The organism is Citrobacter sp. 21OH12SH02A-Citro (genome assembly GCF_027919895.1).
Classification (GTDB): Bacteria; Pseudomonadota; Gammaproteobacteria; order Enterobacterales; family Enterobacteriaceae; genus Citrobacter; species Citrobacter braakii.
This window is the reverse complement of record NZ_CP114801.1, coordinates 422,147-440,562: the sequence shown is the minus strand read 5'-3', so window position 1 is coordinate 440,562 and position 18,416 is coordinate 422,147. Positions and strand designations below refer to the sequence as shown.

General features: G+C 49.7%; 35 protein-coding genes. 2 read left to right on the top strand and 33 right to left on the bottom strand.

The window, feature by feature from the left end:
* Positions 1-89: 89 nt before the first annotated feature.
* On the top strand, positions 90-503 hold the full coding sequence (gene mscL, locus O6D90_RS02180) for a large-conductance mechanosensitive channel protein MscL (RefSeq protein WP_016154742.1): 414 nt from the start codon (positions 90-92) through the stop codon (positions 501-503).
* Here mscL and arfA read toward each other — a convergent pair.
* The 33 genes from arfA to O6D90_RS02015 form a co-directional block, all read right to left on the bottom strand.
* Positions 500-718, bottom strand: a complete 219-nt coding sequence (gene arfA, locus O6D90_RS02175; protein WP_016157605.1) for an alternative ribosome-rescue factor ArfA — start codon at positions 716-718, stop codon at positions 500-502. The genes mscL and arfA overlap by 4 nt on opposite strands.
* 56 nt (positions 719-774) lie before the next feature.
* Positions 775-1,200: a Zn(2+)-responsive transcriptional regulator gene (zntR, locus tag O6D90_RS02170; protein ID WP_016154744.1), complete on the bottom strand. Its 426-nt coding sequence runs from the start codon at positions 1,198-1,200 to the stop codon at positions 775-777.
* A 10-nt stretch (positions 1,201-1,210) separates the two neighbouring features.
* On the bottom strand, positions 1,211-1,579 hold the full coding sequence (locus tag O6D90_RS02165) for a DUF1992 domain-containing protein (protein ID WP_016157606.1): 369 nt from the start codon (positions 1,577-1,579) through the stop codon (positions 1,211-1,213).
* A gap of 106 nt (positions 1,580-1,685) precedes the next feature.
* Complete coding sequence (gene rplQ, locus O6D90_RS02160) at positions 1,686-2,069, bottom strand: 50S ribosomal protein L17 (RefSeq protein WP_001216370.1); 384 nt, start codon at positions 2,067-2,069, stop codon at positions 1,686-1,688.
* Between the two features lie 40 nt (positions 2,070-2,109).
* Positions 2,110-3,099, bottom strand: a complete 990-nt coding sequence (locus O6D90_RS02155; protein ID WP_003031139.1) for a DNA-directed RNA polymerase subunit alpha — start codon at positions 3,097-3,099, stop codon at positions 2,110-2,112.
* 25 nt (positions 3,100-3,124) lie between these two features.
* Positions 3,125-3,745 (bottom strand): 30S ribosomal protein S4, encoded by a 621-nt coding sequence (gene rpsD, locus O6D90_RS02150; protein WP_003031138.1) that lies wholly within the window; start codon positions 3,743-3,745, stop codon positions 3,125-3,127.
* A gap of 33 nt (positions 3,746-3,778) precedes the next feature.
* Positions 3,779-4,168, bottom strand: coding sequence for a 30S ribosomal protein S11 (gene rpsK / locus O6D90_RS02145; RefSeq protein WP_003031137.1), 390 nt, complete (start codon positions 4,166-4,168; stop codon positions 3,779-3,781).
* A gap of 16 nt (positions 4,169-4,184) precedes the next feature.
* Complete coding sequence (rpsM, locus tag O6D90_RS02140; protein ID WP_003031135.1) at positions 4,185-4,541, bottom strand: 30S ribosomal protein S13; 357 nt, start codon at positions 4,539-4,541, stop codon at positions 4,185-4,187.
* Between the two features lie 146 nt (positions 4,542-4,687).
* On the bottom strand, positions 4,688-4,804 hold the full coding sequence (gene rpmJ / locus O6D90_RS02135) for a 50S ribosomal protein L36 (RefSeq protein ID WP_000868187.1): 117 nt from the start codon (positions 4,802-4,804) through the stop codon (positions 4,688-4,690).
* Positions 4,805-4,834: 30 nt separating this feature from the next.
* Positions 4,835-6,166: a preprotein translocase subunit SecY gene (secY, locus tag O6D90_RS02130; protein WP_001118864.1), complete on the bottom strand. Its 1,332-nt coding sequence runs from the start codon at positions 6,164-6,166 to the stop codon at positions 4,835-4,837.
* A gap of 7 nt (positions 6,167-6,173) precedes the next feature.
* On the bottom strand, positions 6,174-6,608 hold the full coding sequence (gene rplO / locus O6D90_RS02125; protein ID WP_003031132.1) for a 50S ribosomal protein L15: 435 nt from the start codon (positions 6,606-6,608) through the stop codon (positions 6,174-6,176).
* Between the two features lie 3 nt (positions 6,609-6,611).
* A complete protein-coding gene (rpmD, locus tag O6D90_RS02120; protein ID WP_001140434.1) occupies positions 6,612-6,791 on the bottom strand; it encodes a 50S ribosomal protein L30 in 180 nt (59 codons plus the stop codon).
* Positions 6,792-6,794: 3 nt separating this feature from the next.
* The gene (rpsE, locus tag O6D90_RS02115; RefSeq protein ID WP_003031131.1) at positions 6,795-7,298 is read right to left on the bottom strand and encodes a 30S ribosomal protein S5; all 504 of its coding nucleotides are present in this window, start codon (positions 7,296-7,298) and stop codon (positions 6,795-6,797) included.
* A 14-nt stretch (positions 7,299-7,312) separates the two neighbouring features.
* Positions 7,313-7,666, bottom strand: a complete 354-nt coding sequence (gene rplR / locus O6D90_RS02110) for a 50S ribosomal protein L18 (protein ID WP_000358960.1) — start codon at positions 7,664-7,666, stop codon at positions 7,313-7,315.
* A 9-nt stretch (positions 7,667-7,675) separates the two neighbouring features.
* Positions 7,676-8,209, bottom strand: coding sequence for a 50S ribosomal protein L6 (gene rplF / locus O6D90_RS02105; protein WP_003031129.1), 534 nt, complete (start codon positions 8,207-8,209; stop codon positions 7,676-7,678).
* 12 nt (positions 8,210-8,221) lie between these two features.
* On the bottom strand, positions 8,222-8,614 hold the full coding sequence (gene rpsH / locus O6D90_RS02100; protein WP_003031127.1) for a 30S ribosomal protein S8: 393 nt from the start codon (positions 8,612-8,614) through the stop codon (positions 8,222-8,224).
* A 30-nt stretch (positions 8,615-8,644) separates the two neighbouring features.
* A complete protein-coding gene (rpsN, locus tag O6D90_RS02095) occupies positions 8,645-8,950 on the bottom strand; it encodes a 30S ribosomal protein S14 (RefSeq protein WP_003031125.1) in 306 nt (101 codons plus the stop codon).
* Between the two features lie 14 nt (positions 8,951-8,964).
* Positions 8,965-9,504, bottom strand: coding sequence for a 50S ribosomal protein L5 (gene rplE, locus O6D90_RS02090; RefSeq protein WP_003031123.1), 540 nt, complete (start codon positions 9,502-9,504; stop codon positions 8,965-8,967).
* 14 nt (positions 9,505-9,518) lie between these two features.
* Positions 9,519-9,833, bottom strand: coding sequence for a 50S ribosomal protein L24 (gene rplX, locus O6D90_RS02085; RefSeq protein WP_003031122.1), 315 nt, complete (start codon positions 9,831-9,833; stop codon positions 9,519-9,521).
* A 10-nt stretch (positions 9,834-9,843) separates the two neighbouring features.
* Complete coding sequence (gene rplN / locus O6D90_RS02080; RefSeq protein ID WP_000613954.1) at positions 9,844-10,215, bottom strand: 50S ribosomal protein L14; 372 nt, start codon at positions 10,213-10,215, stop codon at positions 9,844-9,846.
* 163 nt (positions 10,216-10,378) lie between these two features.
* A complete protein-coding gene (gene rpsQ / locus O6D90_RS02075; RefSeq protein ID WP_003031120.1) occupies positions 10,379-10,633 on the bottom strand; it encodes a 30S ribosomal protein S17 in 255 nt (84 codons plus the stop codon).
* Positions 10,633-10,824 carry a 50S ribosomal protein L29 gene (gene rpmC / locus O6D90_RS02070; protein ID WP_000644742.1) on the bottom strand — a complete coding sequence of 64 codons (192 nt, stop codon included), beginning with the start codon at positions 10,822-10,824 and terminating at the stop codon, positions 10,633-10,635. The genes rpsQ and rpmC overlap by 1 nt, the downstream gene beginning before the upstream one ends.
* On the bottom strand, positions 10,824-11,234 hold the full coding sequence (gene rplP / locus O6D90_RS02065) for a 50S ribosomal protein L16 (RefSeq protein WP_000941212.1): 411 nt from the start codon (positions 11,232-11,234) through the stop codon (positions 10,824-10,826). The genes rpmC and rplP overlap by 1 nt, the downstream gene beginning before the upstream one ends.
* Positions 11,235-11,246: 12 nt before the next feature.
* Positions 11,247-11,948, bottom strand: a complete 702-nt coding sequence (rpsC, locus tag O6D90_RS02060; protein WP_000529945.1) for a 30S ribosomal protein S3 — start codon at positions 11,946-11,948, stop codon at positions 11,247-11,249.
* A gap of 17 nt (positions 11,949-11,965) precedes the next feature.
* Positions 11,966-12,298, bottom strand: a complete 333-nt coding sequence (rplV, locus tag O6D90_RS02055; protein WP_000448832.1) for a 50S ribosomal protein L22 — start codon at positions 12,296-12,298, stop codon at positions 11,966-11,968.
* Positions 12,299-12,312: 14 nt separating this feature from the next.
* Positions 12,313-12,591 (bottom strand): 30S ribosomal protein S19, encoded by a 279-nt coding sequence (gene rpsS / locus O6D90_RS02050; RefSeq protein WP_001138115.1) that lies wholly within the window; start codon positions 12,589-12,591, stop codon positions 12,313-12,315.
* Between the two features lie 16 nt (positions 12,592-12,607).
* Positions 12,608-13,429, bottom strand: coding sequence for a 50S ribosomal protein L2 (rplB, locus tag O6D90_RS02045; RefSeq protein ID WP_016154746.1), 822 nt, complete (start codon positions 13,427-13,429; stop codon positions 12,608-12,610).
* Between the two features lie 17 nt (positions 13,430-13,446).
* The gene (gene rplW, locus O6D90_RS02040) at positions 13,447-13,749 is read right to left on the bottom strand and encodes a 50S ribosomal protein L23 (protein WP_000617546.1); all 303 of its coding nucleotides are present in this window, start codon (positions 13,747-13,749) and stop codon (positions 13,447-13,449) included.
* Complete coding sequence (gene rplD / locus O6D90_RS02035; RefSeq protein WP_003031119.1) at positions 13,746-14,351, bottom strand: 50S ribosomal protein L4; 606 nt, start codon at positions 14,349-14,351, stop codon at positions 13,746-13,748. The genes rplW and rplD overlap by 4 nt, the downstream gene beginning before the upstream one ends.
* Positions 14,352-14,361: 10 nt before the next feature.
* Positions 14,362-14,991 (bottom strand): 50S ribosomal protein L3, encoded by a 630-nt coding sequence (rplC, locus tag O6D90_RS02030; RefSeq protein WP_003031117.1) that lies wholly within the window; start codon positions 14,989-14,991, stop codon positions 14,362-14,364.
* Between the two features lie 32 nt (positions 14,992-15,023).
* A complete protein-coding gene (rpsJ, locus tag O6D90_RS02025; protein ID WP_001181005.1) occupies positions 15,024-15,335 on the bottom strand; it encodes a 30S ribosomal protein S10 in 312 nt (103 codons plus the stop codon).
* A gap of 206 nt (positions 15,336-15,541) precedes the next feature.
* Positions 15,542-15,925, bottom strand: a complete 384-nt coding sequence (locus O6D90_RS02020; RefSeq protein WP_016157607.1) for a hypothetical protein — start codon at positions 15,923-15,925, stop codon at positions 15,542-15,544.
* Positions 15,925-17,439 carry a peptidoglycan-binding protein gene (locus O6D90_RS02015; protein WP_016157608.1) on the bottom strand — a complete coding sequence of 505 codons (1,515 nt, stop codon included), beginning with the start codon at positions 17,437-17,439 and terminating at the stop codon, positions 15,925-15,927. The genes O6D90_RS02020 and O6D90_RS02015 overlap by 1 nt, the downstream gene beginning before the upstream one ends.
* A gap of 166 nt (positions 17,440-17,605) precedes the next feature.
* Between O6D90_RS02015 and gspC the strand changes: the two genes are divergently transcribed.
* Positions 17,606-18,403, top strand: a complete 798-nt coding sequence (gene gspC / locus O6D90_RS02010) for a type II secretion system protein GspC (RefSeq protein ID WP_016157609.1) — start codon at positions 17,606-17,608, stop codon at positions 18,401-18,403.
* Positions 18,404-18,416 lie beyond the last annotated feature (13 nt).

The following is an 18,416-nucleotide window of genomic DNA, read 5'->3' as shown; positions in this document are numbered from 1 at the left end:
TTAATAAATTTCTATTTAGGCAATACATAAATGGAAATTGCCTAAACATTTGTTAAACTTATAAACGTCAGCTGCATAGGGAGAATAAGATGAGCATTATTAAAGAATTTCGCGAATTCGCGATGCGCGGGAATGTTGTCGATTTGGCAGTGGGTGTCATTATTGGTGCGGCATTTGGGAAGATTGTTTCATCACTGGTTGCCGATATCATCATGCCGCCGCTGGGGTTGTTAATTGGTGGAATTGATTTTAAACAGTTTGCTTTAACACTACGTGATGCACAGGGAGATATCCCTGCAGTCGTTATGCATTACGGTGTATTTATTCAGAATATCTTTGATTTCGTTATTGTTGCGTTTGCTATCTTTATGGCAATCAAGCTGATCAACAAACTGAACCGTAAAAAAGCGGAAGAGCCAGCAGCACCGCCAGCGCCATCGAAAGAAGAAGTATTGCTGAGTGAAATTCGTGACCTGCTGAAAGAACAGAATAACCGCTCTTAAGCACTCACTGAAACAAGAAGGCCAGTGGTAAAAAAGTGAATGACTTTCTTGCCACTGGCCTCCCAGTTACCCCGATTACCATGTTTACCTTTACGTAGATAACTTCCTTTCCCTTTCTTATTTTTCTCAACGCGCTGCCTGAACAGTGGGTCATGTAGAAGCGCCTCAATGGCGTTATCTTTTATCTGCCCTTTAGTGTGCTGATAACGACTCATAATACCTCCGGTTGTCGTAATTTACGCCGCGAGTGTAGACCTGACCGTTCAATAAATCAACAGCCTGATGGTGATCCACTGGCGCCTTGCTCAAGTGCTTCAAGGATAGAGCAGTACACGCTGCTGTGTGCCTTGCCACAACACGCGTCATTCAATCGCTGCAGCGACCGTTGCATCGCCTGAAGCTCAGCTATTCTCGCTTCCACTTCCTGCAATCTTTCCTGGACGATCCCTTTTGATTCCTGGCAGGTATGGTGTTCGGGATCGATGCGGATCGAAAGCAGTTCGCGGATCGATTCCAGAGTGAAACCAAGCTGACGGGCATAGCGAATAAACTTTAGACGCTGAAGATCGCTTTCCGTATAGAGACGAAACCCGCCTTCTGTACGTATTTCATGTTCCATCATCTGCTGCTTTTCATAGTAGCGGATAGTATCAGGCGTCACGTCAGCCAGTTTCGCTAATTCACCAATACGGTACATGCTATCTCCGCTATTCGTCGTTGATCTTCTGTAGCAGCTTATCTGCGTATTCACCGTGTAAAAACTCGGTGCTGAGTCCAGCCTGCCGTAGTTTCAGTTCCAGTAGTGACAGTCTTCGACTCACTTCCTGATAATGGGGATCATCTTTGCGGATCCCTGCAAGTATTTCAAGCAGCTGTATTGCCTCTCTGCGCTGCTCTAGCTCAGGAGGAAGACATCCCGCATTTTTTAATAAACGGAATCCGGCTCGAAGTTCAGGCGGAATGTGGGAATCATCGTCAAGAACCAACGGTTCTCCAGTACCATGCAAACCATCAAACTCACCTTTAGACTGTGCATCAATAATATGGCGCTCTGCCCACTGGTCCAGTAACCACATACAACACTCCAGTGATGAACAAAAAGAGTACAGATATTGTAGGTAAGTGGGGATATGACGGATATAAAAAAACCCGCCGAGGCGGGTTTTTTTACGTTACTACAGATTACTCTGCAGCAGCTTCTGTTTTCTCTGAACGATCAACCAGCTCGATGTATGCCATCGGCGCGTTGTCGCCTGCACGGAAGCCACACTTCAGAATGCGAGTGTAACCACCGGCGCGGCTCGCGAAACGCGGGCCCAGTTCGTTAAACAGTTTTGCCACGATCTCGTTATCACGAGTGCGGGCGAATGCCAGACGACGATTAGCTACGCTATCAGTCTTGGCAAGAGTAATCAGCGGCTCAACTACGCGACGCAGCTCTTTCGCTTTCGGCAGAGTCGTCTTGATGATTTCATGACGAACCAGTGAACCTGCCATATTGCGGAACATAGCCTGGCGATGGCTGCTGTTGCGGTTCAGTTGACGACCACTCTTACGATGGCGCATGACCTTATCCTTCTCAGTAAAACCTTAACCTGTGATCCGGTTACTCGTCAGCGATGCTTGCCGGTGGCCAGTTTTCCAGGCGCATGCCCAGAGACAGTCCACGGGAAGCCAGCACGTCTTTAATCTCAGTAAGAGATTTTTTACCAAGGTTAGGCGTCTTAAGAAGCTCAACCTCAGTACGCTGTACCAGATCACCGATATAGTGGATAGCTTCTGCTTTGAGGCAGTTAGCAGAGCGGACAGTCAATTCCAGATCGTCAACAGGGCGCAGCAGGATCGGATCGAATTCTGGTTTCTCTTCTTTAACTTCCGGCTGACGTACATCACGTAAGTCAACGAAAGCTTCAAGTTGTTCAGCCAGAATGGTTGCCGCACGACGAATCGCCTCTTCAGGATCGATTGTACCGTTGGTTTCCATTTCGATGACCAGCTTGTCCAGGTCGGTACGCTGTTCTACACGCGCTGCTTCAACATTGTAGGCAATACGCTCTACAGGGCTGTAGCATGCGTCGACCAGCAGACGGCCGATTGGGCGCTCATCTTCTTCCGAATGAATTCGGGTAGAAGCCGGCACATAACCACGACCGCGCTGAACTTTGATACGCATGCTAATAGATGCATTCTCATCGGTCAGGTGGCAGATCACGTGCTGTGGCTTGACGATTTCGACATCACCATCATGGGTAATGTCGGCTGCAGTCACAGGGCCAATGCCAGATTTATTCAAGGTAAGAATAACGTCATCTTTACCCTGAACTCTCACCGCCAGCCCTTTCAGGTTGAGCAGGATTTCCAGGATATCTTCCTGAACGCCTTCTTTGGTGCTGTACTCATGTAGTACACCATCAATCTCAACCTCGGTCACCGCGCAACCCGGCATCGATGAGAGCAGAATACGGCGCAGTGCGTTACCCAAAGTATGGCCAAAGCCACGCTCTAAAGGCTCAAGGGTCACCTTGGCGTGCGTCGAACTCACTTGCTCGATATCTACCAGGCGCGGTTTTAGAAACTCTGTCACAGAACCCTGCATTGTGTCCTCTCTTTGGTACTAAGCTTTACTTGGAGTAAAGCTCGACGATCAGGTGTTCGTTAATGTCCGCAGACAGATCAGAACGCTCCGGCTTACGCTTGAACGTACCTTCCATCTTGCCAGCATCAACTTCCAGCCAGGTTGGCTTTTCACGCTGCTCAGCCAGCTCCAGAGCGGCTTTCACGCGAGACTGCTTCTTCGCTTTCTCACGAATGCTAACAACGTCATTCGGACTAACCTGATAAGAAGCGATGTTAACAACACGACCGTTTACCATAATTGCTTTATGGCTGACCAGCTGACGTGCTTCTGCACGAGTGGCACCGAAGCCCATACGGTATACAACGTTGTCCAGACGACCTTCCAGCAGACCCAACAGGTTTTCACCGGTGTTGCCTTTCAGACGTGCTGCTTCTTTGTAGTAGTTACGGAACTGACGCTCCAGCACACCGTAGATACGGCGAACTTTTTGCTTTTCACGCAACTGCACACCATAGTCAGACAGACGCGGTTTACGCGCACCGTGCTGGCCAGGAGCTTGTTCAATTTTACACTTGGTATCGATCGCGCGAACGCCAGACTTAAGGAATAAGTCAGTGCCCTCACGACGGCTCAGCTTGAGCTTAGGACCCAAATATCTTGCCATTTTCTTTCTCCAACAATCCTAGAAACGACAGCGTTATACGCGACGTTTTTTCGGCGGACGACAACCGTTATGAGGGATCGGAGTCACATCAGTAATATTAGTGATGCGGAAACCAGCGGCGTTCAGAGCACGAACAGTAGATTCGCGACCTGGACCCGGTCCTTTGACCATAACTTCCAGATTCTTGATACCGTATTCTTTTACGGCTTCAGCGCAACGCTCTGCTGCAACCTGAGCTGCAAACGGAGTGGATTTGCGAGAACCACGGAAACCGGAACCACCGGCTGTTGCCCAACCCAGTGCGTTACCCTGACGATCAGTAATGGTAACGATGGTGTTGTTAAAAGAAGCATGGATATGAGCCACGCCGTCAGAGACTTGTTTTCTTACACGTTTACGTGCACGAATTGGTGCCTTTGCCATTATTCAATCACCCCGATTATTTCTTGATCGGTTTGCGCGGACCCTTACGGGTACGTGCGTTGGTCTTGGTACGCTGACCGCGAACCGGGAGACCACGACGATGACGCAAACCGCGATAGCAACCAAGGTCCATAAGGCGCTTGATGCTCATGCTAACTTCACGGCGCAGATCACCTTCAACGACAAATTTGGCAACTTCGTCACGCAGCGTGTCGATTTGTTCTTCAGACAGCTCACTGATCTTAACATCTTCAGCGATACCCGCGGCAGCCAGAATGGCTTTAGAACGGGTCTTGCCGACGCCGTAGATCGAAGTTAATGCGATCACAGCATGTTTCTGATCAGGAATGTTAATGCCTGCTATACGGGCCACTATGCACTCCTACTATTTAATATGTACGCACCATGCTGAAAAGCCCGTTTTCAGGATACTCAAATGGAAACGCACAGACATACAAAAGATTGGCTGGCTAATCTAGCCAGCTCAACCCAACTTTGCAAGAAAAATATGCGAATAAATCAGCCTTGGCGCTGTTTATGCTTCGGCTCGGCACTGCAAATCACACGGATGACACCATCACGCTTAACGATTTTGCAGTTACGGCATAATTTCTTGACGGAAGCACGAACTTTCATTTTTACTCTCCGTAACTTCTCGGGCGACTGTTAACGGCCGTAGCCTTTCAGATTCGCCTTCTTCAATGCAGACTCGTACTGACTTGACATCATCAGAGTTTGCACTTGAGCCATAAAGTCCATAATCACGACAACAACGATAAGCAGTGAGGTCCCACCGAAGTAGAACGGTACTTTCATTGCATCACGCATGAACTCCGGGATCAGGCAGATAAAGGTAATGTAGAGCGCACCAACCAGAGTCAGGCGGGTCATTACTTTATCGATATACTTCGCCGTTTGCTCTCCCGGACGAATTCCTGGTACAAATGCACCGGACTTCTTCAGGTTATCTGCTGTTTCACGCGGGTTGAAAACCAACGCCGTGTAGAAGAAACAGAAGAATATGATTGCAGACGCATAGAGTAACACATAAAGCGGTTGCCCAGGCTGCAAATACAGCGAAATTGTTGTCAGCCAGTTCCAACCAGTCCCGCCCCCGAACCATGACGCGATGGTCGCTGGGAACAGAATAATACTGGAAGCGAAGATTGCCGGGATTACCCCCGCCATATTCACTTTCAGCGGTAAATGTGTGCTCTGTGCAGCATAGACACGACGACCTTGCTGACGTTTCGCGTAGTTTACCACAATGCGGCGTTGACCACGCTCAACAAATACAACAAAGAACGTCACTGCAAATACTAATACTGCAACCAACAGCAACACGAGGAAGTGCAGGTCGCCTTGACGCGCTTGCTCGATAGTATGGGCAATGGCTGGCGGGAGTCCCGCGACAATACCGGCGAAGATAATGATTGAGATACCGTTGCCGATACCACGTTCAGTAATCTGTTCGCCCAACCACATCAGGAACATCGTCCCTGTAACCAGACTTACAACAGCGGTGAAATAGAATGCAAAGCCTGGATTCATTACCAGGCCCTGCATACCAGGCATATTCGGCAGACCGGTAGCAATACCGATCGACTGGAATATTGCCAGCACCAGAGTACCGTAGCGGGTGTACTGGCTGATCTTACGACGACCAGACTCCCCTTCTTTCTTAATTTCTGCCAGCGTTGGATGAACCACCGTCAGCAGCTGGATAATAATCGACGCCGAAATATACGGCATGATCCCCAGAGCAAAGATAGAAGCACGGCTGAGAGCACCACCAGAGAACATGTTAAACATTTCAATGATGGTGCCTCGCTGTTGCTCAAGCAGTTTGGCAAGTACAGCGGCATCAATACCAGGGATCGGAATGAAAGAGCCAATACGGAACACAATCAGCGCGCCGATTACAAACAGCAGTCTGCGTTTCAGCTCGCCTAAGCCACCTTTGGCACTTTGAAAATCTAATCCCGGTTGTTTAGCCATCTGCTACTTATTCCTCGATTTTACCGCCAGCAGCTTCGATAGCAGCACGAGCGCCTTTAGTAACACGCAGGCCACGAACAGTTACCGGAGTAGTGACTTCACCAGCCAGAATCACTTTCGCGAACTCGATCTGGATACCGATAATGTTAGCTGCTTTCAGCGTGTTCAGGTCTACAACACCGCCTTCAACTTTAGCCAGGTCAGACAGACGAACTTCGGCTGTAATCGCTGCTTTACGTGAAGTGAAGCCGAATTTCGGCAGACGACGGTACAGAGGCATCTGACCACCCTCGAAACCGCGACGTACGCCACCGCCAGAACGAGACTTCTGACCTTTGTGACCACGACCACCGGTTTTACCGAGGCCAGAACCGATACCACGACCCAGGCGGCGAGCCGCTTTTTTAGAGCCTTCGGCCGGAGACAGAGTATTTAAACGCATCTCTTACTCCTCAACTTTAACCATGAAGGAAACCGCGTTGACCATACCACGAACAGCAGGAGTATCCTCGCGCTCTACGGTGTGACCAATACGACGCAGACCCAGGCCAAGCAGCGTTGCCTTATGTTTCGGCAGACGACCGATTGCACTGCGGGTTTGAGTAATTTTAATAGTCTTTGCCATGGTTTATTTCCCCAGAATTTCTTCAACGGATTTACCACGCTTGGCAGCGACCATTTCCGGAGATTTCATATTTTCCAGGCCATCGATAGTTGCACGAACCACGTTAATCGGGTTAGTAGAACCATAGGCTTTAGCCAGAACGTTACGAACTCCAGCGACTTCCAGAACGGCGCGCATTGCACCACCGGCGATGATACCGGTACCTTCGGAAGCCGGCTGCATGAATACACGAGAACCCGTGTGAGTACCCTTAACCGGGTGCTGCAGGGTGCCGTGGTTCAGCGCGACGTTAATCATATTGCGACGGGCTTTTTCCATCGCTTTCTGGATCGCTGCTGGAACTTCACGCGCTTTACCGTAACCAAAACCAACGCGACCGTTACCATCACCAACTACAGTCAGAGCTGTGAAGGAGAAAATACGACCACCTTTAACGGTTTTAGATACGCGGTTAACCGCGATCAGCTTTTCCTGCAGTTCGCCAGCTTGTTTTTCGATGTGAGCCATCTTACACCTCTACCTTAGAACTGAAGGCCAGCTTCACGGGCAGCATCTGCCAGTGCCTGGACACGACCATGATATTGGAACCCGGAACGGTCAAAAGAAACATCTTTGATGCCTTTTTCCAGAGCGCGTTCAGCAACAGCTTTACCTACAGCTGCAGCAGCGTCTTTGTTACCGGTGTACTTCAATTGTTCAGCGATAGCTTTTTCTACAGTAGAAGCAGCTACCAGAACTTCAGAACCGTTCGGTGCAATTACCTGTGCGTAAATATGACGCGGGGTACGATGTACCACCAGGCGAGTTGCGCCCAGCTCCTGGAGCTTGCGGCGTGCGCGGGTCGCACGACGGATACGAGCAGATTTCTTATCCATAGTGTTACCTTACTTCTTCTTAGCCTCTTTGGTACGCACGACTTCGTCGGCGTAACGAACACCCTTGCCTTTATAAGGCTCAGGACGACGGTAGGCGCGCAGATCTGCTGCAACCTGACCGATCAGCTGTTTATCAGCGCCTTTCAGCACGATTTCAGTCTGAGACGGACATTCTGCAGTAATACCCGCAGGCAGCTGATGGTCAACAGGGTGAGAGAAACCTAAAGCCAGGTTTACTACATTCCCTTTAACCGCTGCACGATAACCTACACCAACCAGCTGTAGCTTCTTAGTGAAGCCTTCGGTAACACCGACAACCATTGCATTCAGCAGGGCACGCGCGGTACCAGCCTGAGCCCATCCATCTGCGTAACCATCACGCGGACCGAAGGTCAGTGCATTATCTGCATGATTTACTGCAACAGCATCGTTGAGAGTACGAGTCAGCTCGCCGTTTTTACCTTTGATCGTAATAACCTGACCGTTGATTTTTACATCAACGCCGGCAGGAATAACGACCGGTGCTTTAGCAACACGAGACATTTTTTCCTCCGATTAGGCTACGTAGCAGATAATTTCGCCACCAAGACCAGCCTGGCGCGCTGCACGATCAGTCATAACACCTTTAGAGGTAGAAACAACTGCGATACCCATGCCAGCCATAACTTTCGGCAGCTCGTCTTTACGCTTATAAATGCGCAGACCTGGGCGACTGACACGCTGAATGCTTTCTACAACAGCTTTACCCTGGAAATACTTAAGAGTAAGTTCCAGTTCCGGCTTGGTGTCGCCTTCAACTTTAAAATCTTCAATAAAACCTTCTTCCTTCAGCACGTTGGCAATTGCCACTTTCAGCTTGGAGGAAGGCATGGTGACCGCAGCTTTATTCGCGGCCTGACCGTTACGGATACGGGTCAGCATATCCGCGATCGGATCTTGCATGCTCATCTGTCTTTACTCCCGTGATTCAATTGGTAATTACCAGCTAGCCTTTTTCAAGCCTGGTACTTCACCGCGCATAGCGGCTTCACGCAGTTTGATACGGCTCAACCCGAACTTGCCCACATAGCCATGCGGACGACCTGTTTGACGGCAGCGGTTACGCTGACGGGACGGGCTGGAATCACGCGGCAGAGACTGCAGCTTGAGAACTGCGTTCCAACGATCTTCGTCGGTCGCGTTCACATCAGAGATAATAGCTTTCAGTTCAGCGCGTTTTGCGAAGTACTTATCAGCTAAAGCTACGCGCTTTACTTCGCGTGCTTTCATTGATTGCTTAGCCATTCAGTAACCCTACCTTACTTGCGGAACGGGAAGTCAAAGGCAGCCAGCAGAGCACGGCCTTCTTCATCAGATTTCGCAGTAGTGGTAATGGTAATATCCAAACCACGCACGCGGTCGACTTTATCGTAGTCGATTTCTGGGAAGATGATCTGCTCACGGACACCCATGCTGTAGTTACCACGACCGTCGAAAGACTTAGCGGACAAGCCACGGAAGTCACGGATACGTGGAACAGCAATAGTGATCAGGCGCTCAAAGAACTCCCACATGCGTTCGCCACGCAGAGTTACTTTACAGCCGATCGGATAGCCCTGACGGATTTTGAAGCCTGCAACTGATTTGCGTGCTTTGGTGATCAGCGGTTTTTGACCGGAGATTGCTGTCAGGTCAGCTGCTGCGTTATCCAGCAGTTTCTTGTCAGCGATCGCTTCACCAACACCCATGTTCAGGGTGATCTTCTCGACCCGAGGGACTTGCATGACAGAATTGTAGTTAAACTCAGTCATGAGTTTAGCGACTACTTCGTCTTTGTAGTAATCATGCAGTTTCGCCATCGTACTACTCCAAATTACTTGATAGTTTCGCTGTTAGATTTAAAGAAACGGACTTTTTTGCCGTCTTCGAATCTAAAGCCTACACGGTCAGCCTTGCCGGTTGCCGCGTTGAAGATAGCAAGGTTAGAGATCTGAATAGCTGCTTCTTTCTCTACAATGCCGCCTGGTTGGTTCAGGGCCGGAACCGGCTTCTGATGTTTCTTAACCAGGTTGATACCTTCAACAATGACCTTGCCGGAAGACAGGACATTCTTAACTTTACCGCGTTTACCTTTATCTTTACCGGTTAACACGATAACTTCGTCATCACGACGGATCTTCGCTGCCATGATTCGCTCCTTAGAGTACTTCTGGTGCCAGAGAGATAATTTTCATGAACTTCTCGTTACGAAGTTCACGAGTTACCGGCCCAAAAATACGCGTACCGATAGGTTGCTCGCTGTTATTGTTTAAAATAACGCATGCATTACCATCGAAGCGAATGACAGAACCGTCCGGGCGACGAACACCCTTCTTGGTGCGCACCACTACCGCCTTCAGCACATCACCTTTTTTGACCTTACCACGCGGAATTGCTTCCTTGATGGTGATCTTGATGATATCGCCGACGCCTGCGTAGCGACGGTGCGAGCCACCCAGAACCTTGATACACATTACGCGACGTGCACCGGAGTTGTCGGCGACGTTCAGCATAGTCTGTTCTTGGATCATTTTAGTGCTCCGCTAATGTCAACTACTACTGAGACCCGAAAATCAGGTCGTTAAAAAAGCCCCATATCGGGGGCGCGGCATTATAACACCGCTTCAACGATATGGGTAGAAAAAATAAACGGCTCATCGCTGAGCCGTTTATTCGTTGAGAATGCCTACTGTATTACAGAACGGCTTTCTCTACAACGCGAACCAGCGTCCAGGACTTAGTCTTGGACAGCGGACGGCATTCGCGGATTTCAACCACGTCACCAGTACCGCATTCGTTGTTCTCGTCATGTACGTGCAGTTTGGTCGTACGCTTAATGAATTTACCGTAGATCGGGTGTTTCACAAAACGTTCGATAGCAACAACGATGGATTTCTCCATTTTATCGCTAACAACGCGACCTTGCAGAGTACGGATTTTATCGGTCATTACGCACCCGCCTTCTCAGTCAGTAAAGTCTTAACGCGTGCGACATCACGACGCACTTGCTTCAACAGGTGAGACTGTTGCAGCTGGCCACTTGCAGCCTGCATACGCAGGTTGAACTGCTCACGCAGCAGATTCAGCAGCTCGGTGTTCAGCTCTTCAACACTCTTCTCACGCAGCTCTTTTGCTTTCATTACATCACCGTCTTAGTTACAAAGGTGGTTTTAATCGGCAGTTTCGCTGCTGCCAGCTTGAATGCTTCACGGGCCAGCTCTTCCGGTACGCCGTCCATTTCATACAGGACTTTACCCGGCTGAATCAAGGCAACCCAATACTCCACGTTACCTTTACCTTTACCCATACGCACTGCCAGCGGCTTTTCAGTGATCGGTTTGTCCGGGAATACACGGATCCAGATCTTACCTTGACGCTTAACTGCACGGGTCATAGCACGACGTGCTGCTTCGATCTGACGGGCAGTCAGACGACCACGGCCAACAGCTTTCAGACCGAAGCTGCCGAAGCTAACATCCGTACCCTGCGCCAGACCGCGGTTACGGCCTTTGTGCATTTTACGGAATTTTGTACGCTTTGGTTGTAACATCAGCGACGCTCCTTATTTACGGCCTTTACGCTGCTGCTTTTTAGGTTGCGCAGCCGGTTTTTCCGGTTGTTCAACAGCAGCCATACCACCCAGGATCTCGCCTTTGAAGATCCACACTTTAACGCCGATTACACCGTAAGTGGTGTGCGCTTCAGAGGTGTTGTAGTCGATGTCAGCACGCAGAGTGTGCAGAGGTACGCGACCTTCGCGGTACCATTCGGTACGTGCGATTTCCGCGCCGCCCAGACGGCCGCTAACTTCAACTTTAATACCTTTAGCGCCCAGACGCATTGCGTTCTGTACAGCACGCTTCATAGCACGACGGAACATAACACGACGTTCCAGCTGAGAAGTGATGCTGTCAGCAACCAATTTTGCATCCAGTTCAGGTTTACGCACTTCGGCGATATTGATCTGAGCAGGAACGCCAGCAATATCCGCTACGACTTTGCGCAGTTTTTCTACGTCTTCACCTTTCTTACCGATAACGATACCCGGGCGAGCGGTGTGAATGGTCACACGGATGCTCTTAGCCGGACGCTCGATAACGATACGAGATACAGACGCTTTAGCCAGTTCCTTAGTCAGGTACTGACGTACTTTAAAATCGCTGTCCAGGTTGTCAGCGAATTCTTTGGTGTTCGCAAACCAGGTTGAGTTCCATGGTTTTACAATACCCAGGCGAATACCATTAGGATGTACTTTCTGACCCATTGCTAGTCTCCAGAGTCTCAGCGATCGGACACAACCACAGTAATGTGGCTGGTGCGCTTCAGGATGCGATCTGCACGACCTTTTGCACGCGGCATAATGCGCTTCATGCTCGGGCCTTCGTCTACGAAAATTTTCGTAACTTTCAGATCGTCAATGTCAGCGCCATCGTTGTGTTCAGCGTTAGCAATGGCAGATTCCAGGACTTTCTTGACCAGTACAGCCGCTTTCTTATTGGTGTAGGTCAGAATATCCAGAGCCTGCGACACTTTCTTACCGCGAATCAGGTCTGCAACAAGGCGAACCTTCTGAGCAGAAGAACGAGCATGGCGATGTTGAGCTAAAGTTTCCATCTCTTCCTCCTACCTTATTTCTTCTTCGCTTTTTTATCAGCAGCATGGCCGCGATAAGTACGAGTCGGTGCGAATTCACCCAGTTTGTGACCGACCATTTCGTCGGAAACAAATACCGGAACGTGCTGACGACCATTATGGACAGCGATGGTCAAACCGATCATGTTAGGAAAGATCGTTGAACGACGGGACCAAGTGCGCAGGGGCTTCTTGTCTCCGCTTTCCACCGCTTTCTCTACCTTCTTCAGCAAGTGCAGGTCAATAAAAGGACCTTTCTTGAGAGAACGTGGCATGGCTTATCCTCTAAAATTATTTGCTACGGCGACGTACGATGAATTTATCAGTACGCTTGTTGCTGCGGGTCTTCTTACCTTTGGTCTGAACGCCCCACGGAGTTACCGGGTGCTTACCAAAGTTACGACCTTCACCACCACCATGTGGGTGGTCGACTGGGTTCATCGCAGTACCGCGAACGGTAGGACGAACACCACGCCAGCGTGCAGCACCTGCTTTACCCAGAACGCGCAGCATATGCTCAGCATTGCCAACTTCGCCCAGAGTTGCACGGCAGTCTGCTTCGACTTTACGCATTTCACCAGAACGCAGACGCAGGGTGACATAAGCACCATCACGAGCAACGATCTGAACGTAAGTACCAGCGGAACGTGCCAGCTGACCGCCTTTACCTGGTTTCATTTCTACGTTATGAACGGTAGAACCAACCGGGATATTGCGCATCGGCAGGGTGTTACCTGCTTTGATTGCAGCATCAACGCCAGATTGAACCTGGTCGCCAGCTTTCAGGCCTTTAGGGGCCAGGATGTAACGGCGTTCACCGTCTTTGTACAGAACCAGCGCGATGTTCGCGGAGCGGTTCGGATCGTACTCAAGACGTTCAACAACTGCCGGGATACCGTCTTTGTTACGTTTGAAGTCAACAATACGATAAGCCTGCTTGTGACCACCACCGATGTGACGAGTGGTGATGCGGCCATTGTTGTTACGACCACCGGATTTGCTGTTTTTTTCAACCAGCGGAGCAAAAGGTTTGCCCTTGTGCAGCTCTGGGTTGACCACTTTAACAACGTGGCGACGACCCGGAGATGTCGGTTTACATTTAACAACTGCCATTGTATTACTCCTCCGACTTACTCAGCGCCGCCGACGAAGTCCAGATTCTGGCCTTCCTTCAGGGTGACGTAAGCTTTTTTCCAGTCGCTACGACGACCGATACGCTGTCCGTGACGTTTAACTTTCCCTTTAACTACCAGGGTGTTAACGACTTCGACTTCGACTTCAAACAGTTTCTGCACAGCAGCTTTGATTTCTGCTTTGGTCGCGTCTTTAGCAACTTTGAGAACGATGGTGTTAGTTTTTTCCATCGCAGTAGACGCTTTTTCAGAAACGTGCGGTGCGCGCAGCACTTTCAGCAGACGTTCTTCACGAATCATGCCAGCATCTCCTCAACTTGCTTAACAGCATCAGCAGTCATTACGACTTTGTCGAAGGCGATCAGGCTAACCGGGTCGATACCAGTTGCATCGCGTACGTCAACCTTATGCAGGTTGCGCGCAGCCAGGAACAGGTTTTCGTCCAGCTCACCGGTGATGATCAGCACATCTTCCAGAGCCATGTCTTTCAGTTTCTGTGCCAGCAGCTTAGTTTTAGGCGCTTCTACAGAGAATGATTCGACAACGATCAGACGATCCTGACGTACCAGTTCGGACAGAATGCTTTTCAGCGCGCCGCGGTACATCTTTTTGTTAACTTTTTGACTGTGGTCCTGTGGACGAGCAGCGAAGGTCACGCCACCTGAACGCCAGATCGGGCTCTTGATAGAACCTGAACGCGCACGGCCGGTACCTTTCTGGCGCCACGGCTTTTTGCCTGAACCAGTTACTTCAGCACGAGTCTTCTGAGCACGAGTACCCTGACGAGCACCAGCTGCATAAGCAACAACAACCTGGTGAACCAGCGCTTCGTTGAAATCACGACCGAAGGTAGTTTCGGAAACAGTCAGCGCGCTCTGCGCGTCTTTCAATACTAATTCCATTGCTATCCCCTTACGCCTTCACAGCTGGTTTAACGATCAGGTCGCAACCGGTCGCACCCGGAACACCACCTTTAACCAGCAGCAGGTTGCGCTCAGCGTCAACACGTACTACGTCCAGGCTCTGAACGGTTACACGTTCGTTGCCCAGCTGACCTGCCATTTTCTTGCCTTTGAACACTTTGCCCGGAGTCTGGTTCTGACCGATAGAACCCGGAACGCGGTGGGACAAGGAGTTACCGTGAGTAGCGTCCTGGGTACGGAAGTTCCAGCGCTTAACGGTACCAGCGAAACCTTTACCTTTAGAGGTACCGGTTACGTCAACTTTTTTAACGTCAGCAAACAGTTCAACGCTAATGTTCTGACCAACGGTGTATTCTTCACCATCTGCCAGACGGAACTCCCACAGGCCGCGGCCAGCTTCTACGCCAGCTTTAGCAAAGTGACCAGCTTCCGGCTTAGTTACGCGGTTAGCTTTTTTAGCACCGGTGGTAACCTGAACAGCGCGATAGCCATCGTTAGCCAGATCTTTAACCTGAGTAACGCGGTTTGCTTCAACTTCGATAACGGTTACTGGGATAGATACGCCATCTTCAGTGAAGATGCGGGTCATACCCACTTTTTTACCGACTAAACCAATCATTGTATCAACCTCTCAATCGCTCGATGACCTGATTAACCCAGGCTGATCTGCACGTCTACACCGGCAGCCAGGTCCAGACGCATCAGAGCATCAACGGTTTTTTCAGTTGGCTCAACGATGTCAACCAGACGCTTGTGAGTACGGATCTCGTACTGATCACGCGCGTCTTTGTTGACGTGCGGGGAGATCAGAACGGTGAAACGCTCTTTGCGGGTCGGCAGCGGGATCGGACCACGAACCTGCGCACCAGTGCGCTTGGCAGTCTCGACGATTTCCGCGGTTGATTGATCGATCAGACGATGATCAAACGCTTTCAAACGGATACGGATTCTTTGGTTCTGCATGAGACCAGAGCTCCAATTATTTTATAGACGAAATAGTTACTCCTCAAACCCATTACGATTGATGGGAGAGTGTAACCGTTCTTACGTAGCCCCCTGATTGGGAGCGTTGTTGACGGTAAACCGCCACAGTTCATATCGAACTACCCGTCAGATTTGACAGGCTGGCGTATTATACGTATAGCCGGTACGGATGCAAGTGATTATGGCTATTTGCCATCGATTTCTCTCAGCGCTTGTTGCACACGTGAGCGCAATACTTCGCCATCCGGCACTTCCTGCCCGGACGCTTCATCATAGGGTATCTCTTCCAGCATACTGTCACCCTCTTCGTTCTGGGTGGGTAAATCGATGCGTATCGGCAGAGGTTTCCGCTTAAAAATGTAATGCACATCCGAGAGTCGATACGCCTGAGAATCGGGCACTCCCTGCGTGGTGGTTGTCGGATGGCGCACCAACCAGACATAATGTCCATAGTAGCCGCACATTAGCATCAGGCTGACCCACAACAGCCAGCAACAGGAATGCAGCGCCTGCCGCCAGCGGCAACTCAACACTGTTTTCGCATCAATGGGTTGATAGATGTGCATCATCACATACGCTCCTTAGATGACACATGTGTGAGCACAGGTGCCGCCTCATTGATTAATACCGGCGCGTCTCCAAGACTCTGACGTAGCCTTATCAGCGTCTCTTTTCCCGGCTTACCATCCACAGGCAAATTCTCCCGCTGCTGGAATGCTTTGACCTTTTCGATTAACCATGGCGTCCATGAGCCTGATTTATCGCCGGGAACGCCCAGTGCGCGGCTCAGCATCGTATCAAACCAGATGATGGTTTCCGCCGGACTCTTTTCACCGATCTGCATTTTCCTGTCAGGCGTTAAATTGAGCATCAGGGTATAATTTCCCTGCCAGTGCTTCGCCAGCCACTCCTGACTGACGATCCAGGTTTTATTATCAATGATAAGATCCAGCTCGTTTCCTGATACACGCATCACAACACCGTAGACCGGTTGTTTATCGATATTCAAATGCGCGATCCACGGCAACCCGCGCCTGATGAGGTTATCTAAACGTTCCTTGCCGCTTTCGCACACCAACTCAGCGCGATCGGCCTGGTCACACCATGCCTCGTCATGCGCTGTGTCGAATCCCCAGACGCTGAATAATTGCTGCATGGCGTCGCGTAATCCTCCCCGTGCATCGCTAATATCCGGCAGGTTTTCCTTTTTTTGCGTCATCGCCACCGTTAACCCGGCAGGCACAGGAAGTTGAAGGGGAAAAACATCGACCGCCAGCCAACCGAACGTCAAAGCCAGCGCAGCGTAAAGTCCGGGCAATATTCCCTTGCGCAATACGCAAGAGCGGAGAGTAAATGTTTCCAGCAACAATTTTTCCTGTTGAGCGGTTAACACATCCGCTTGCCTGTCCGTTGCCATTTTTCTCGCCGCCCGGGCGATGCGCCTCAGCAACGCCAGGTTTCCCTGCACTGCCCGAACCGCTTTGCGCACAAATTCATGACGCATGCGCACAGGCTCGCCATCCGCCTCACGCAGTTGCTGTTGGTGCATAAAATCAAGATATTCATCGTCCGTCGGCGCAGCGATGATCGCCGACAGCGTAATACGCCGTTTAAGTCGTCGGTTACGCCTGAGCGCTTCGCCCCCCACCAGTAGCAAGCTGGCGCCAGCGTCAAATGAAGCCGCCAGATGACGGAAATTATCGACAAATGCCGGAAGATGTCTGGCGAGTGCGTCAGCATTATCAATGACAATTATTATTGGTTGCGCTGCCGGACTAAGGGCAGGCATCAGCGTTGACCAGAAACGGCTAATTCTCACATCTCGCCAGTCTGGCTGGAGTTTTCCGTGCGTACACGCCGTGTGTGTCAATTGACAGAAACCAGATAAACCGGTGGCGGTAAACACCACTACCCTGCCGGGAAAATCCTTACCTAACTGATAAATAAGCGTCGATTTACCACACCCCGGTTTGCCGCATAATACGCCCACATCGCCAGCGCCCAGCTCATGAATAAAGATATTCTTGATAAGGGTATGTTGCGAAAAAGAGTAAATTGCATACGGTAATTCGCGTTCAGTCATCGATAAGTTCCAGTAATTGATGCGGGTATTTAACTTATTATATGCCAGGTAAATATTATCAATTTTTTATATTTGAATTAAACGACATGTTCCGACGATTAAATTGAAAACCTGAAAGTAAGCCTATATCATGCTTCTCCCGAAAAGAACAGGCGTGCTATTAACAATGGATGTTATCGCGAAGCAATTTACCTTTATATTTAAGAGAAAGCGTAACGATGTGCTGTACTGCGTTATGTTTTTTGTCGGTGTCATTGTTATTATTCATTCGTCATATGCCTATAGATTATTTATTGATTCTATCAATACGAAAAACAAAACCAGTCAATCAATAACGTCCGTTGTCCTCAGGCTGCCAATGAATTTACCGAAAAACAGTAGGGAAAACGCGACTGATAATAAAGAAGATGTCTCAATTAAAAATTCGATGCTCGATCTCCAGCTAAATGGCATTATTGCGAGCACGCTAAAAACACGTTCACAGGCTATTATCACCATTAATGAGAAAGCAAAATTTTACAGTACCGGAGATAAGCTTGACGATCTCCCTGACGTAAAAATTACGGATATTGATAATAATAGCGTGACGATTGATAACAATGGAGCCCGGCAACGCATCGTTTTTATTGATGAGCCTGATATATCCTCCAGGGCACCGGCACCATCGCTGCCACATGACAGCGCGCCACATTCCCTCAGTGACATCATTATTACTAACTTTATCTATCAGCAGGAAGCGCTACAGGGCGTCAGATTAAACGCCCGTGGTCCGGTTGAACGTTTTATAGCAACCGGACTCAGGCCTGGCGATATTGCGATCAAAATGAACAACCATCCGCTAACTCAGGAAGCGTCAGCAAAAGCGGCACTACAGGAATTTGTAACCTTAAACTCTGCCCAGTTCACCGTAATACGAAACGGTCAGGAAGCGCTGGTGAATGTATCCGTTACTGAGAATGATTAACCTTAAGGACGAC

Excerpts from the sequence above, each read along its gene's own strand:
- rpsC (WP_000529945.1), bottom strand. The coding sequence starts at position 11,948 with ATGGGTCAGAAAGTACATCCTAATGGTATTCGCCTGGGTATTGTAAAA.
- rplR (WP_000358960.1), bottom strand. The coding sequence starts at position 7,666 with ATGGATAAGAAATCTGCTCGTATCCGTCGTGCGACCCGCGCACGCCGC.
- mscL (WP_016154742.1), top strand. The coding sequence starts at position 90 with ATGAGCATTATTAAAGAATTTCGCGAATTCGCGATGCGCGGGAATGTT.
- rpsK (WP_003031137.1), bottom strand. The coding sequence starts at position 4,168 with ATGGCAAAGGCACCAATTCGTGCACGTAAACGTGTAAGAAAACAAGTC.
- rpsD (WP_003031138.1), bottom strand. The coding sequence starts at position 3,745 with ATGGCAAGATATTTGGGTCCTAAGCTCAAGCTGAGCCGTCGTGAGGGC.
- rpsS (WP_001138115.1), bottom strand. The coding sequence starts at position 12,591 with ATGCCACGTTCTCTCAAGAAAGGTCCTTTTATTGACCTGCACTTGCTG.
- rpsN (WP_003031125.1), bottom strand. The coding sequence starts at position 8,950 with ATGGCTAAGCAATCAATGAAAGCACGCGAAGTAAAGCGCGTAGCTTTA.
- rplD (WP_003031119.1), bottom strand. The coding sequence starts at position 14,351 with ATGGAATTAGTATTGAAAGACGCGCAGAGCGCGCTGACTGTTTCCGAA.
- rpsH (WP_003031127.1), bottom strand. The coding sequence starts at position 8,614 with ATGAGCATGCAAGATCCGATCGCGGATATGCTGACCCGTATCCGTAAC.
- rpsQ (WP_003031120.1), bottom strand. The coding sequence starts at position 10,633 with ATGACCGATAAAATCCGTACTCTGCAAGGTCGCGTTGTTAGCGATAAA.
- rpmJ (WP_000868187.1), bottom strand. The coding sequence starts at position 4,804 with ATGAAAGTTCGTGCTTCCGTCAAGAAATTATGCCGTAACTGCAAAATC.
- O6D90_RS02165 (WP_016157606.1), bottom strand. The coding sequence starts at position 1,579 with ATGTGGTTACTGGACCAGTGGGCAGAGCGCCATATTATTGATGCACAG.
- gspC (WP_016157609.1), top strand. The coding sequence starts at position 17,606 with ATGGATGTTATCGCGAAGCAATTTACCTTTATATTTAAGAGAAAGCGT.
- arfA (WP_016157605.1), bottom strand. The coding sequence starts at position 718 with ATGAGTCGTTATCAGCACACTAAAGGGCAGATAAAAGATAACGCCATT.
- rplQ (WP_001216370.1), bottom strand. The coding sequence starts at position 2,069 with ATGCGCCATCGTAAGAGTGGTCGTCAACTGAACCGCAACAGCAGCCAT.
- rpsE (WP_003031131.1), bottom strand. The coding sequence starts at position 7,298 with ATGGCTCACATCGAAAAACAAGCTGGCGAACTGCAGGAAAAGCTGATC.
- rplO (WP_003031132.1), bottom strand. The coding sequence starts at position 6,608 with ATGCGTTTAAATACTCTGTCTCCGGCCGAAGGCTCTAAAAAAGCGGCT.
- rplW (WP_000617546.1), bottom strand. The coding sequence starts at position 13,749 with ATGATTCGTGAAGAACGTCTGCTGAAAGTGCTGCGCGCACCGCACGTT.
- rpmC (WP_000644742.1), bottom strand. The coding sequence starts at position 10,824 with ATGAAAGCAAAAGAGCTGCGTGAGAAGAGTGTTGAAGAGCTGAACACC.
- zntR (WP_016154744.1), bottom strand. The coding sequence starts at position 1,200 with ATGTACCGTATTGGTGAATTAGCGAAACTGGCTGACGTGACGCCTGAT.
- secY (WP_001118864.1), bottom strand. The coding sequence starts at position 6,166 with ATGGCTAAACAACCGGGATTAGATTTTCAAAGTGCCAAAGGTGGCTTA.
- rplV (WP_000448832.1), bottom strand. The coding sequence starts at position 12,298 with ATGGAAACTTTAGCTCAACATCGCCATGCTCGTTCTTCTGCTCAGAAG.
- O6D90_RS02015 (WP_016157608.1), bottom strand. The coding sequence starts at position 17,439 with ATGACTGAACGCGAATTACCGTATGCAATTTACTCTTTTTCGCAACAT.
- rplN (WP_000613954.1), bottom strand. The coding sequence starts at position 10,215 with ATGATCCAAGAACAGACTATGCTGAACGTCGCCGACAACTCCGGTGCA.
- O6D90_RS02020 (WP_016157607.1), bottom strand. The coding sequence starts at position 15,925 with ATGATGCACATCTATCAACCCATTGATGCGAAAACAGTGTTGAGTTGC.
- rplF (WP_003031129.1), bottom strand. The coding sequence starts at position 8,209 with ATGTCTCGTGTTGCTAAAGCACCGGTCGTTATTCCTGCCGGCGTTGAT.
- rplX (WP_003031122.1), bottom strand. The coding sequence starts at position 9,833 with ATGGCAGCGAAGATCCGTCGTGATGACGAAGTTATCGTGTTAACCGGT.
- O6D90_RS02155 (WP_003031139.1), bottom strand. The coding sequence starts at position 3,099 with ATGCAGGGTTCTGTGACAGAGTTTCTAAAACCGCGCCTGGTAGATATC.
- rplE (WP_003031123.1), bottom strand. The coding sequence starts at position 9,504 with ATGGCGAAACTGCATGATTACTACAAAGACGAAGTAGTCGCTAAACTC.
- rpsJ (WP_001181005.1), bottom strand. The coding sequence starts at position 15,335 with ATGCAGAACCAAAGAATCCGTATCCGTTTGAAAGCGTTTGATCATCGT.
- rpmD (WP_001140434.1), bottom strand. The coding sequence starts at position 6,791 with ATGGCAAAGACTATTAAAATTACTCAAACCCGCAGTGCAATCGGTCGT.
- rplC (WP_003031117.1), bottom strand. The coding sequence starts at position 14,991 with ATGATTGGTTTAGTCGGTAAAAAAGTGGGTATGACCCGCATCTTCACT.
- rplB (WP_016154746.1), bottom strand. The coding sequence starts at position 13,429 with ATGGCAGTTGTTAAATGTAAACCGACATCTCCGGGTCGTCGCCACGTT.
- rplP (WP_000941212.1), bottom strand. The coding sequence starts at position 11,234 with ATGTTACAACCAAAGCGTACAAAATTCCGTAAAATGCACAAAGGCCGT.